This is a genomic window from Pseudomonas weihenstephanensis (genome assembly GCF_016812185.1).
Taxonomy (GTDB): Bacteria; Pseudomonadota; Gammaproteobacteria; order Pseudomonadales; family Pseudomonadaceae; genus Aquipseudomonas; species Aquipseudomonas weihenstephanensis.
Map to the genome: position 1 here is coordinate 1,211,405 of NZ_JAAEBV010000001.1, position 12,496 is coordinate 1,223,900.

The 12,496-nt window shown below is 56.6% G+C and carries 15 protein-coding genes; all 15 read right to left on the bottom strand.

Annotation, left to right across the window (positions count from 1 at the left end; translation table 11 throughout):
• Positions 1-38 precede the first annotated feature (38 nt).
• Complete coding sequence (gene hisS, locus GYN01_RS05435; protein WP_203306701.1) at positions 39-1,328, bottom strand: histidine--tRNA ligase; 1,290 nt, start codon at positions 1,326-1,328, stop codon at positions 39-41.
• Positions 1,329-1,350: 22 nt separating this feature from the next.
• Positions 1,351-2,460 carry a flavodoxin-dependent (E)-4-hydroxy-3-methylbut-2-enyl-diphosphate synthase gene (gene ispG / locus GYN01_RS05440; protein WP_048362610.1) on the bottom strand — a complete coding sequence of 370 codons (1,110 nt, stop codon included), beginning with the start codon at positions 2,458-2,460 and terminating at the stop codon, positions 1,351-1,353.
• Between the two features lie 3 nt (positions 2,461-2,463).
• The gene (locus tag GYN01_RS05445) at positions 2,464-3,453 is read right to left on the bottom strand and encodes a RodZ domain-containing protein (protein WP_203306702.1); all 990 of its coding nucleotides are present in this window, start codon (positions 3,451-3,453) and stop codon (positions 2,464-2,466) included.
• Positions 3,453-4,211, bottom strand: coding sequence for a type IV pilus biogenesis/stability protein PilW (pilW, locus tag GYN01_RS05450; RefSeq protein ID WP_048362608.1), 759 nt, complete (start codon positions 4,209-4,211; stop codon positions 3,453-3,455). The genes GYN01_RS05445 and pilW overlap by 1 nt, the downstream gene beginning before the upstream one ends.
• A 12-nt stretch (positions 4,212-4,223) precedes the next feature.
• Positions 4,224-5,360 (bottom strand): dual-specificity RNA methyltransferase RlmN, encoded by a 1,137-nt coding sequence (rlmN, locus tag GYN01_RS05455; protein ID WP_048362607.1) that lies wholly within the window; start codon positions 5,358-5,360, stop codon positions 4,224-4,226.
• A gap of 28 nt (positions 5,361-5,388) precedes the next feature.
• Positions 5,389-5,814, bottom strand: coding sequence for a nucleoside-diphosphate kinase (gene ndk, locus GYN01_RS05460; protein ID WP_003443361.1), 426 nt, complete (start codon positions 5,812-5,814; stop codon positions 5,389-5,391).
• Between the two features lie 94 nt (positions 5,815-5,908).
• Positions 5,909-6,109, bottom strand: coding sequence for a Fe-S cluster assembly protein IscX (gene iscX / locus GYN01_RS05465; RefSeq protein ID WP_016779607.1), 201 nt, complete (start codon positions 6,107-6,109; stop codon positions 5,909-5,911).
• Positions 6,110-6,121: 12 nt separating this feature from the next.
• The gene (gene fdx, locus GYN01_RS05470) at positions 6,122-6,463 is read right to left on the bottom strand and encodes an ISC system 2Fe-2S type ferredoxin (protein WP_048362606.1); all 342 of its coding nucleotides are present in this window, start codon (positions 6,461-6,463) and stop codon (positions 6,122-6,124) included.
• A gap of 3 nt (positions 6,464-6,466) precedes the next feature.
• Positions 6,467-8,329, bottom strand: a complete 1,863-nt coding sequence (gene hscA, locus GYN01_RS05475) for a Fe-S protein assembly chaperone HscA (protein WP_048362605.1) — start codon at positions 8,327-8,329, stop codon at positions 6,467-6,469.
• 50 nt (positions 8,330-8,379) lie between these two features.
• Entirely contained in the window at positions 8,380-8,901 is a 522-nt protein-coding gene (gene hscB / locus GYN01_RS05480) for a co-chaperone HscB (protein WP_048362604.1), read from the bottom strand.
• Positions 8,902-8,909: 8 nt separating this feature from the next.
• The gene (gene iscA, locus GYN01_RS05485; RefSeq protein ID WP_203306703.1) at positions 8,910-9,233 is read right to left on the bottom strand and encodes an iron-sulfur cluster assembly protein IscA; all 324 of its coding nucleotides are present in this window, start codon (positions 9,231-9,233) and stop codon (positions 8,910-8,912) included.
• 62 nt (positions 9,234-9,295) lie between these two features.
• On the bottom strand, positions 9,296-9,682 hold the full coding sequence (gene iscU, locus GYN01_RS05490; protein ID WP_007929523.1) for a Fe-S cluster assembly scaffold IscU: 387 nt from the start codon (positions 9,680-9,682) through the stop codon (positions 9,296-9,298).
• Positions 9,683-9,778: 96 nt separating this feature from the next.
• Positions 9,779-10,993, bottom strand: a complete 1,215-nt coding sequence (locus tag GYN01_RS05495) for an IscS subfamily cysteine desulfurase (protein ID WP_048362602.1) — start codon at positions 10,991-10,993, stop codon at positions 9,779-9,781.
• 49 nt (positions 10,994-11,042) lie between these two features.
• Positions 11,043-11,534: a Fe-S cluster assembly transcriptional regulator IscR gene (gene iscR / locus GYN01_RS05500; protein ID WP_048362601.1), complete on the bottom strand. Its 492-nt coding sequence runs from the start codon at positions 11,532-11,534 to the stop codon at positions 11,043-11,045.
• Positions 11,535-11,717: 183 nt separating this feature from the next.
• Entirely contained in the window at positions 11,718-12,494 is a 777-nt protein-coding gene (gene cysE, locus GYN01_RS05505; RefSeq protein ID WP_048362600.1) for a serine O-acetyltransferase, read from the bottom strand.
• Between the last annotated feature and the right edge of the window lie 2 nt (positions 12,495-12,496).

The window sequence follows — 12,496 nt, forward strand, 5'->3', positions numbered from 1 at the left end:
AACACTCCTTATTCGATAAATCGGCTGTTTTTACAGCTTCAACCCTGCACAACGCAGGTGGCCAAGTGCTCGGAAAGAGCATCCCAGGCAATAGTTTGTTGTTCGCCCTGGCCACGCAGGGGTTTGACACCTACCACTTGCTGGGCCAATTCGTCGTCACCCAGGATCAATGCGTACAAGGCACCGCTCTTGTCGGCTTTCTTGAATTGGCTTTTGAAGCTGCCAGCGCCCGCATTGACTTGCAGACGCAGGTTGGGCAACTGATCACGGACACGTTCGCTCAGGGCAAGCGCGGCCAGTTCAGCGGCTTCACCAAAGGCGCACAGGTAAACATCCACCTGTCGCGAGATTTCTTGCGGGATCTGCTCAAGGGTTTCGAGCATCAGGATCAAACGCTCGATCCCCATGGCGAAACCCACGCCGGAGGTAGGCTTGCCACCCATTTGCTCCACCAGACCGTCATAACGGCCACCGGCACACACGGTGCCTTGGGCGCCGAGTTTGTCAGTAACCCACTCAAATACGGTTTTGCTGTAGTAATCGAGCCCGCGTACCAGCTTGGGATTGATGACGTAAGGAATGCCGGCAGCATCGAGACGTGCCTTGAGGCCCTCAAAATGCACACGGGATTCTTCGTCGAGGTAATCCACCAGCTTCGGTGCATCAACCAGTACCGCTTGGGTGTCGGCATTTTTGGTGTCGAGTACACGCAGCGGGTTGGACTTGAGGCGACGCTGGCTGTCTTCGTCCAGCTCGCTCAGGCGCGAAGTCAGGTATTCGACCAATGCGTTGCGATAGCGCGCACGGGCTTCGCTGGTGCCCAGGCTGTTGAGTTCCAGCTTGACCGCATCACGAATCCCCAGCTCACCCCACAGGCGCCAGGTCAGTACGATCAGCTCGGCATCAATGTCCGGCCCATCGAGATTGAACACTTCGACACCCACTTGGTGAAACTGGCGATAACGGCCTTTTTGCGGGCGCTCGTGGCGAAACATCGGGCCGACATACCACAGCTTCTGAACCTGCCCGCCACCGGTGATGCCGTGCTCAAGCACTGCACGCACACAGGCCGCGGTACCCTCGGGGCGCAGCGTGAGCGAATCGCCGTTACGGTCTTCGAAGGTGTACATTTCTTTTTCGACGATATCGGTGACTTCACCGATCGAGCGCTTGAACAGCTCGGTGAACTCGACGATCGGCATACGGATTTGCTTGTAACCGTAGTTATCCAGCAAACGCGCAACCTTAGCTTCAAAGAAGCGCCACAGAGGCGTCTGCTCAGGCAGGATGTCGTTCATGCCACGAATGGCTTGCAGTGACTTGCTCACAGTAAATCCTTAATTCGTTTGATTAGCCGCGCGCGATCACAGCAGCGTCAGCTTCGACCTTTTCGGCCGCTTTCTGGCGGATCAATTTTTCGAGTTGATCCACCAGATTTTCATTCGTCAATTTCTGCGACGGCTTACCGTCGATGTAAATCAGGTTTGGCGTACCACCGGTCAAGCCCACATGGGCCTCTTTGGCTTCGCCGGGGCCGTTAACTACACAGCCAATCACAGCAACATCCAAGGGAACCAGCAAGTCTTCAAGGCGCCCTTCCAGTTCGTTCATGGTTTTTACCACGTCGAAGTTCTGGCGCGAACAGCTAGGGCACGCAATGAAATTGATACCACGCGAACGCAACCGCAGGGATTTGAGAATGTCGTAGCCGACTTTCACTTCTTCCACCGGGTCGGCAGCCAACGAGATGCGAATGGTGTCGCCAATGCCTTCGGCGAGCAGCATACCTAGGCCCACGGCAGATTTCACTGTGCCTGAGCGTAATCCACCCGCTTCAGTGATACCCAAATGCAGCGGCTGGACAATTTCTTTGGCCAATAGACGGTAGGCTTCAACGGCCATGAACACATCGGACGCCTTCACACTGACTTTGAAGTCCTTGAAATTCAGACGTTCAAGGTGTTCAACGTGGCGCAGGGCCGACTCAACCAAAGCGGCCGGGGTCGGTTCGCCGTACTTTTTTTGCAGGTCTTTTTCGAGGGAACCTGCGTTAACACCGATACGGATCGGAATACCACGGTCACGCGCCGCATCAACCACTGCACGCACACGGTCTTCGCGACCGATGTTACCGGGGTTGATACGCAGGCAGTCCACACCCAATTCCGCCACGCGCAAGGCGATGCGGTAATCGAAGTGGATATCGGCAACCAACGGTACTTTTACCAATTGCTTGATGCGGCCAAACGCTTCGGCAGCGTCCATATCAGGCACGGAAACCCGCACGATATCGACACCGGCAGCTTCCAGGCGATTGATTTGCGCAACGGTGGCGGCTACATCGTTGGTGTCGCTGTTGGTCATGCTTTGTACGGCAATAGGGGCATCGCCACCCACTGGCACTGAGCCGACCCAGATTTTTCGCGATTCGCGACGTTTGATTGGAGATTCGCCGTGCATGACTTATTGACCTAACTTCAGGCGAGCAGTTTCGCCACTGGTGAAAGGAGCCAGGTCCACTGACTGACCGTTGTAGGTCACTTGTGCACCGCGGGCAAAGCCCAGGCGCAAGCTCAAGGGAGGCTTGCCGCTCACTTCAAGATTTTCGCCTTTGCGCTTCAAGCCGCCGAACAGCACTTTACCTGTGGCATCGGTGACTTGAGTCCAGCAATCAGCGGTGTATTGCACGCCAACGTTGCCCGCACCTGCGACGGCTGCCGGTGCCGCAGCTGTCGGGGCGGGCGTTGCAACAACGGGCGCCACAGCGACCGGCAGCGCGGGCGCAGGGACTGGAGCGGGCTGAACCACTGGCACGGCCGTTTCGGCAACAGCCGCTTGTGGGGTGTCAGGTAATGCCAAGGCGGTCGTAGCCGCCTGATCACCAGTAGGCGCAACAGGAGCAGCCGCTTCGCTTTCAGTTTTGGCTTCAGCCACGGCCTGATCTTCAGGCTCGTCCAGCGGATGGATCTGGGTCGTGCCGTCAGCCCCTTCCACTTCAACGTGTTCGGGCGTGAGGCCGATCAGGTCCTTGGCGCGCATGGACGTTTGGTCCTGCCACCAGATAAAGCCGCCGCCAATCACTGCCAACAACAGCAACAGGCTGACAATGCGCAAAATGGTGTGGGACACGCGCACCGGTTCTTCGATACGGCCCAAACTGTGGACGTTGCTGCCGGACGAGTCAGTGCCGGTAAACAGATCAAACTCATGCACCAGGGCCGTCTGATCCATACCCAGCAGCTTGGCATAAGCGCGGATATAGCCACGGGCAAAGGTATGGCCTGGCAATTTGTCGAACGCGCCCGTCTCAAGATGACTCAAGGCACTGGCCGTGAGATTGAGCTTCAAGGCGACTTCAGCCAATGTCCATCCATTGTTTTCACGGCCCTGACGCAAGGTCTCACCGGGATTGACTCGAGTCGCTGCTAGAACTTCGGGTTGCGCCGCTTTCATCATTGCTCCGACAGGTATTGCTGATATTCCGGCGTGCCGGGATAAAGTCGTTTTAGTTGCTGGCCATGACTGGCAGGTGTGGCGCGATCATCGAACACAGCCGCCAGTCGCGCACCGAGCAATAGACTACGTGCATTTTGCCCACTAAGCAGGCTAAAACGATCGTAAAACTCGCGCGCGGGCAGATATTGACGATCCTGGTAGGACAACTCGGCCATTTCCAGCAGGGCTCGCGGTTGTTTGGGGTTCAGGCGCAATGCTTTTACAAGGTAACCGCGTGCTGTTTCAGGCTGCCCCAGCTTGAGCGCCGTTATACCCAAATTTTCGTAAACCCGGGAGCGTTCAGGATAAAGATGGTCAGCGGCGGCTTTCTGAAACAGCGTGTAGGCGTCTTGATAGCGTTGCTGTTCAAACAGCAAGCTGGCGTAGTTGTTGAGCGTGCGGGCATCGTGCGGGCGGGCAGCCAAGGCTTTTTGAAAGCTTTGCTCTGCCAGCTCAAACTCCATTTCGCGCTGAAACACTAACGCCAGCGCTGCGTGGGTGTCCGGGGCGTCCTGATCCAGCTCAAGGGCCTTGCGCAAGGGAACTTTGGCCTGTTCGGCCATGCCCTGCTGCAAATAACCAAGCCCCAACTGAACATACGCCTGACGCGCTGCATCACGGCCTTTGTCGGTGCTCATCGGGTTTGATCCACCCGATGAAACGCAGCCAGCCAACACGCTGACTAACACCACACAAAGCGCTGCACGCAGGGTCATAGAGTGCCTCTCTCAGGGCTGGGCAGCAGCGTTTTGCACCGAAACGGCTTCAATCGATGCCAAGTGGCGCTCGTTGCGACGGGTACGGTCATTGACCTGCCCGACCAACTGCCCACAGGCCGCATCGATGTCTTCGCCACGTGTCGTACGCACGGTCACGTTGTAACCGGCCTGTTGCAGCAGTTCCTGGAAACGGCGAATAGCATTGTTGCTCGGACGCTCATAACCGGAATGCGGAAACGGGTTGAACGGGATCAGGTTGATCTTGCACGGTGTGTCTTTGAGCAGTTCGATCATTTCACGCGCGTGGTCGACATGGTCGTTCACGTCTTTGAGCATGGTGTATTCAACAGTCAAAACGCGCTTCTCACCCAGGGTCGCCATGTAGCGACGGCAGGACTCAAGCAGCATTTTGAGCGGGTACTTCTTGTTGATCGGCACCAACTGACTGCGCAGCTCGTCATTGGGTGCGTGCAGCGACAACGCCAGCGACACATCGATGTGCTTGGCCAGCTCATCGATCATTGGCACCACACCCGAGGTCGACAAGGTTACCCGGCGCTTGGAGATGCCGTAGCCCAGGTCATCCATCATCAGATGCATGGCGGCGATTACGTTGTCGAAGTTCAGCAGCGGCTCACCCATGCCCATCATCACCACGTTGGTGATGGCACGGTCGACGGTTGCCGGGACGCTGCCAAAGGATTTGTTGGCAATCCACACCTGACCGATGACTTCGGCGGCGGTGAGGTTGCTATTGAAACCTTGCTTGCCGGTGGAGCAGAAACTGCAATCCAGAGCACAGCCAGCCTGGGACGAAACGCACAACGTGCCACGTTTGCCCTGGGGAATATAAACGGTCTCGACGCAGCTGCCGGACGCCACACGCACGACCCATTTACGGGTACCGTCGGTGGAAATGTCCTCGCTGACGACTTCAGGTCCACGAACCTCAGCAATCGCCTTGAGCTTGTCGCGCAAGGCCTTGCTGACGTTAGTCATGGCGTCGAAATCATCGACGCCAAAGTGGTGAATCCACTTCATGACCTGACCGGCACGGAAACGCTTCTCCCCGATTGAGTCGAAGAATTTCTCCATTTCCGGTTGGGTCAAACCCAACAGGTTGGTTTTGCCAGTCGTTGCAATCATGTCTTCACCCTCACTCACACGCCAATACTTAGCGAGTGGTTACTTCAGTTGCTGCGAAAAAGTACGAGATTTCACGAGCAGCAGCTGCTTCAGAGTCGGAACCGTGAACAGCGTTAGCGTCGATGGATTCAGCGAAATCAGCACGGATAGTGCCGGCAGCTGCTTCTTTAGGGTTGGTAGCGCCCATCAGTTCGCGGTTCAGAGCGATAGCGTTTTCGCCTTCCAGAACCTGAACAACAACAGGGCCGGAGATCATGAAAGCAACCAGGTCGCCGAAGAAGCCACGAGCGCTGTGCTCAGCGTAGAAGCCTTCAGCTTCGGCTTTGGACAGTTGCTTCAATTTGGAAGCTACAACCTTCAGGCCGGCTTTTTCAAAACGAGTGGTGATCTCGCCGATAACGTTTTTTGCAACAGCGTCAGGCTTGATGATGGAGAAAGTGCGTTGAACAGCCATGGTGTAACTCCAGAAACAGTGATTTAAGCGAAAAATTAAACCCGCGAATTATACGCGGGTTCTGGGGCATTGCATAATTACGTCGATTACAAGCTTAGTCGGCTTCTTCGATCCACAATCCCTGAATGGCTTCGAGAACCTTCTCTCCCCCGCGATCAGGGATGTCATCGAACTCTGGTAGTGCCATCACCAGATTGCGCAGCGTGACGAAATTCACCGAGAGCGGATCTACATCCGGGTGAGCTTCAGCCAGCTGAATCGCGATTTCCTGTACATCAACCCATTTAAGGCTCATGACAATTCCTTATCAATGTGGCGCTTCGGCCGCATGGTTGAGCGAGTACTTCGGAATTTCGACCGTCAGGTCTTCAGTGCCGACCTTGGCCTGACAGCTGAGGCGTGATTGCGCTTCAAGGCCCCACGCACGGTCAAGGTAGTCTTCTTCCAGCTCGTCAGCCTCTTCCAACGAATCGAAACCTTCGCGAATGATGCAGTGGCACGTGGTACAGGCGCAGACGCCGCCGCACGCGCTTTCAATCTCGATGTGATTGTCGTGTGCCACTTCGAGAATCGACTTACCGGTCTCAGCCTCGACAACCATACCGTCCGGGCAATGCTCGGCGTGTGGCAGAAAAATGATCTGCGGCATCAGTTATTCCTCGATTTCATTCAGGTTGCGCCCCGCCAGAGCGGCCTTGACGGACAAGTCCATACGGCGGGCGGCAAAGGCATCGGTCACTTGAGACAGACGCTTGGTCTGCTGCTCGATGGCGTAACCATCGGTGCCTTTCAACAATTCGGACAATTCTTGCATTTGCAGCTCGATGACCATCCGCTCTTCGGCGTCCAGCAAACGATCACCGTCCACCTCAAGCGCCGCTTGCACAGCCTCGATCAGGCGTTGCGCATCGACTTGCTGCTCGCGCAACACGCGGGCCACTTTGTCGTCACCGGCGTACTGGAACGAATCCTTGAGCATTTTGGCGATCTCGCCATCGGTCAGCCCGTAAGACGGCTTGACCTGAATGCTGGCTTCGACGCCAGAACCCAGCTCTCGCGCCGACACACTGAGCAAACCATCGGCATCCACCTGGAAGGTCACACGAATTTTAGCGGCGCCTGCCACCATCGGCGGAATCCCGCGCAATTCAAAGCGCGCCAGAGAGCGACAGTCGCTGATCAGTTCGCGCTCACCTTGCAGCACATGAATCATCATGGCCGTCTGGCCATCTTTGTACGTGGTGAAATCCTGCGCCCGCGCAACCGGGATCGTGGTATTGCGCGCAATGACTTTTTCCATCAGCCCGCCCATGGTCTCAAGACCGAGCGACAGCGGAATCACGTCCAGCAGCAGCAACTCGCCACCCTCACGCTTATTACCGGCCAGGGTATCGGCCTGGATCGCTGCACCAATGGCAACCACTTGATCCGGGTCGATATCCGTCAGCGGTTGGCGACCAAACATGTCAGCCACGGCTTCACGCACGCGGGGCACACGCGTCGAACCACCGACCATAACCACGGCTTGCACATCCTCAATCTCGATATTGGCGTCGCGCACAGCACGACGGCAAGCCTTGAGGCTGCGGGCGATCATGGGTTCGATCAACACCTCGAACGCTTCACGGGTCAAGTCGGCGGACCACTCGCCAAAGGTGACGGTGACAGAGGAGGCGTTGGTCAGGGCTTCTTTGGCAGCACAGGCCGCTTGCAGCAATTGACGCTGGATGCCCGGATCGAGATCAGCAGACAAACCCGCCTGCTCGATCATCCAACTGGCAATCGCATGATCGAAGTCGTCTCCGCCCAGCGCGCTGTCGCCGCCAGTGGCCAGTACTTCGAACACACCGCCAGTCAAACGCAGTACCGAAATATCGAACGTCCCGCCGCCCAAATCATAGATGGCAACAACGCCTTCAGCGGATTGATCCAGACCGTAGGCAACCGCAGCAGCAGTCGGCTCATTGAGCAAACGCAACACGTTCAGACCGGCCAATTTGGCCGCATCCTTGGTCGCCTGACGCTGAGCATCATCGAAGTAGGCCGGAACAGTGATCACCGCACCGACCAATTCGCCACCCAAGGTTTTTTCGGCGCGCTCGCGCAACACCTTCAAAATCTCGGCCGACACTTCTACCGGGCTTTTCGGGCCTTGTACCGTATCGATGAACGGCATGTGCGACTCGCCGCCGACAAAACGATAAGGCAATTGCTCGCCTAGCTGCTTGACGTCGGACAAACCACGACCCATCAAGCGCTTGACCGACAATACGGTGTTGAACGGATCACTGGAGGCTGCCAGGCGCGCCGACTCACCGACTTCAACACGGTCAGCGTGATAACGCACAGCGGATGGCAAAATGACACTGCCGCGCGCATCAGCCAGAGGCTCGGAGAGACCGCTGCGCAATGCAGCGACCAACGAATTGGTAGTGCCCAAGTCAATCCCCACAGCCAGACGACGCTGGTGCGGTTGAGGACTTTGGCCGGGTTCGGCGATCTGCAGTAGGGCCATCGTTATCAGGACTTATCTGTAATCAGGCGTGCAATCAGGAAAGCACGGAGTTAATCGTCGAGGCGCTCTTCTAACTGGCGCACTTCGTAATTGAGCTTGTCAAGGAACTGCATGCGCCGCATCAAGCGTTCTGCCTGTTCGCGTTGCGCTGCATCATCCCAACAAGCAGCGAAGCTGTTGTTCAGTTCTTGCTGAGCGACCTTGAGCCGACGCTTGAATGCTGCAATACCGCCCATATCGGCGCTGTCGTGCAGGTCTTCAAGTTCTTCGCGCCACTGCATCTGCTGCATCAGAAACTCAGGGTCATGCACCGTGACTTCCAGCGGCGTCTCATTACCCTTGAGCGCAAGTAAATAGCGCGCGCGTTTAGAAGGGTTTTTGAGCGTCTGGTAAGCCTCATTGAGGCCGGCGGACTGTTCGAGCGCCAGACGCTGCTCACGCTCGGAAGCGTCAGCAAAGCGGTCCGGGTGAACGCCACGTGCCAACTCTCGATAGCGCACAGCCAACTGGTCGAGATCCAGATTGAAGCCCGGTTGCAGTTCAAACAAAGCAAAATGACAAGGAGTACCCACGAGTAGCCTCAGATGTTGAAGCTTTCGCCGCAGCCACATTCACCGCGCACGTTAGGGTTATTGAACTTGAAGCCTTCGTTCAAGCCTTCCTTGACGAAATCCAGCTCGGTGCCGTCCAGGTAGCTGAGGCTTTTGGGATCAATGATCACTTTTTCGCCGTGGGTTTCGAACACTTGATCTTCTTTGCCCACTTCATCGACAAACTCCAGCACATAGGCAAGACCTGAACAGCCCGTGGTGCGAACACCCAGACGAATCCCCTCACCTTTGCCGCGCCCATCAAGGGAGCGGCGGATATGCTTGGCAGCCGCTTCTGTCATGCTGATAGCCATCGTGACTCCTTACCTGTTGCCGGTTTCTTCACCACTCATGCGCCCTATAAGGGCGCAATGGATCAGATCAAACCTTTCTTCTGCTTGTAATCGCGAACGGCCGCCTTAATGGCGTCTTCAGCGAGCACGGAGCAGTGAATTTTTACGGGTGGCAAAGCCAGCTCTTCAGCCAACTGGGTGTTTTTGATGGTCTCTGCTTCATCCAGAGTCTTGCCCTTCATCCACTCAGTTGCCAGGGAGCTGGAAGCGATTGCCGAACCGCAACCGTAGGTCTTGAACTTGGCATCTTCGATGATGCCCTGCTCGTTCACCTTGATTTGCAGACGCATGACGTCGCCGCAAGCAGGGGCGCCGACCATGCCGGTACCTACATCTGGATCTTCCGCGTTCATCTTGCCGACGTTGCGCGGGTTCTCGTAGTGGTCAATGACCTTTTCGCTGTAAGCCATGGTACTTATCCTCACTCATCAGAGAGTCGCTCTTGAGACGCTGTAAAAGCGGCTATGCGCTGCGTTTACAGCGGCTATCTACGGCGACTTAAAATATCAGTGCGCCGCCCACTCGATTTTCGAGATGTCGACACCATCTTTGTACATGTCCCACAGCGGCGACAGGGCGCGCAGCTTGGTAACGGCCTCGCAAACCTTCTGCGCGGCGTAGTCGATTTCTTCTTCGGTGGTGAAGCGACCGAACGTGAAGCGAATCGAACTGTGGGCCAGCTCATCGTTGCGGCCCAGGGCGCGCAATACGTAAGACGGCTCAAGGGATGCAGATGTGCAGGCCGAACCGGACGACACCGCCAGATCCTTGAGCGCCATGATCAGCGACTCGCCTTCAACGTAGTTGAAGCTCAGGTTCAGGTTGTGCGGGACGCGGGCAGTCATGCTGCCGTTAACGTAAAGCTCTTCAAGGTGTTCAACCTGCTTGAAGAAACGGTCACTCAAGGCCTTGATGCGCACGTTTTCAGCGGCCATTTCTTCTTTGGCAATCTGGAACGCCTCACCCATACCCACGATCTGGTGGGTGGCCAGGGTACCCGAACGCATGCCGCGCTCGTGACCGCCGCCGTGCATGGTTGCTTCGATACGCACACGAGGCTTGCGGCTCACGTACAGTGCGCCGATACCCTTCGGACCGTAGGTTTTATGCGCCGAGAAAGACATCAGGTCGACTTTCAGCTTGGCCAGGTCGATTTCAACCTTGCCCGTAGACTGAGCTGCATCCACATGGAACAACACGCCGCGCGAGCGCGTCAGCTCACCAATGGCAGCGATATCGTTAATGGTGCCGATCTCGTTGTTCACATGCATGATCGAAACCAGAATGGTGTCGTCGCGCATGGCGGCTTCAACCATCGCAGGTGTGACCAGACCGTCTTCACCTGGCTCGATGTAGGTCACTTCAAAGCCTTCTCGCTCCAGCTGACGCATGGTGTCGAGTACGGCTTTGTGTTCGATTTTGTCAGTGATCAGGTGCTTGCCTTTGGTCGCATAGAAATGCGCAGCGCCCTTGATGGCCAGGTTATTGGCCTCGGTAGCGCCGGATGTCCAGACGATTTCACGCGGATCGGCATTGACCAGATCAGCAACCTGACGGCGCCCGTTTTCAACCGCTTCTTCGGCCTTCCAGCCAAATACGTGGGAGCGCGAAGCCGGGTTACCGAAGTTCCCGTCAACCAACAGGCAGTCGCTCATTTTTTGAGCAACACGCGGATCAACCGGGGTGGTGGCTGAGTAATCAAGGTAAATCGGCAATTTCATGGACTATCTCCTAAATCAGGCTGGCTGGCGCACCGTCGTTTTTATGCAATCAATCGACGGCGGACGCTTCGATCTTATCCAGGTGCGGCGCCTTGCCATTACAGCGGCGCAGATCCTGACGCTGGGCTACTTCTTGTACCTCACGGCGAGTGACAAGATCAGCCAAGCTGATACCGCTGAGAAACTCGTGTATTTGCAGGCTCAAGTCACACCACAGGTGATGGGTCAGGCACGTGTCACCGGCATGGCAATCGCCAAGGCCCTGGCAACGTGTGGCGTCGACGGACTCGTTTACCGCATCGATAACCTGGGCCACCTGAATACCTTGCATGTCGCGCGATAGCTGATAGCCACCACCAGGGCCGCGCACACTGGAAACCAGGCTGCTGCGGCGCAACTTTGCAAAGAGTTGCTCAAGGTAGGAAAGGGAAATGCCCTGGCGCTCGGAAATGTCGGCCAGGGACACCGGCCCGTGCTGTGCATGCAACGCCAAATCGAGCATTGCAGTGACGGCGTAACGGCCTTTTGTAGTCAGTCTCATGGACAGGTACCACGGAATTCGGAATGGGGCGAGTATGCTATTCCCGACTATTTAAGTCAACTATTAGACCTAGTACTTTAGTCGGGATTACCCGCAAAACAGCGGCCGCATTGTAGCAGGGTCTGCGGCGTAATGGCACATGAGCACATCAGACCCTTGTGCGCATTCGCCGCAGTGACAAGCCTACCCCGGCCTCACGTCATCCTTGCCCTGTACACAGGCGAAATCCTCTTCACGCAACTGCGGCAAGTCCTTGGCGCAATACGGGCTGCCAAGATCTTTGAGCGCACCACACATGCCCTCCAGCTTGCCGTCGACCGCCTGCAAGTGATCCAGCAATTGGCCAATGGCGCGCGCAACAGGGTCCGGCATGTCTTCACTGACACCGTAGGCATCAAAACCGATCTTTTCGGCCATTGCCTTGCGCTTGGCCTGCACCTCATCGTCGTGCTTGATGATGATACGACCCGGAATGCCCACAACCGTCGCCCCCGCCGGCACTGCCTTGGTGACAACCGCATTAGAGCCGACTTTGGCTCCCGCACCCACGGTAAACGGACCTAGCACCTTGGCTCCCGCCCCGACCACAACACCATCCTCAAGCGTGGGATGGCGCTTGCCTTTGTTCCACGTAGTGCCGCCCAGGGTTACGCCCTGATACAGCGTCACGTCATCACCGATCTCTGCCGTCTCACCGATCACAATCCCCATGCCATGATCGATGAAAAAGCGGCGCCCCACCTTCGCCCCCGGATGAATTTCAATCCCGGTCAGCCAGCGCCCGAAGTTCGACACCAGCCGCGCCAGCCATTTCCAATCCGCACGCCATAACAACCCGGACAGGCGATGTATCCAGATGGCATGCATCCCCGGATAGCACGTCAGCACCTCAAAAGCATTGCGCGCCGCCGGATCACGATGAAACACACTCTGGATATCTTCACGCAGACGCTCGAACATTT